Origin of the sequence: Sutterella massiliensis, from assembly GCF_016899755.1 — a bacterium.
Lineage (GTDB): Bacteria > Pseudomonadota > Gammaproteobacteria > Burkholderiales > Burkholderiaceae_F > Sutterella > Sutterella massiliensis.
In genome coordinates this window covers 1-325 of the sequence record NZ_JACJJC010000368.1, presented here as the reverse complement: position 1 = coordinate 325, position 325 = coordinate 1, and the positions used below count along the sequence as shown (strand labels likewise).

Annotated in this window: 1 protein-coding gene; it reads left to right on the top strand. The window is 58.5% G+C overall.

From position 1 onward, the window contains the following. On the top strand, positions 1-325 hold a 325-nt coding region (locus H6A60_RS12945), incomplete at both ends, for a hypothetical protein (RefSeq protein WP_205105273.1).

Here is a 325-nt window from a genome sequence, read left to right as displayed (position 1 = left end):
GCGGTCGCATGCAGGGCTGAGCGGCTTATCTGCGCAAGACCGATACCGGTACGAAGACGATCTTCAAAGCCATTTCAGCCGGAACGCGTTGATTGCGGGCGCACGTTGGCTTGCTCAAGTGGATCCGTCGTGGGAGACGAATGACAAATACTTCAAAGCCTCCGGCAATGATGCGCTCGACGAGTTTTTCTCCACGCTCGATCGTCTGGTGCCCTGCGTCGGTTTTCCCGAAGAGCGTGATACCTCGAGCATCTCTTCGACGCAGCCTTTGACACCCGAACGAACGTGCTTCGAATGCGCGGGAAGCAGTCGCGCGGGTGGGTCG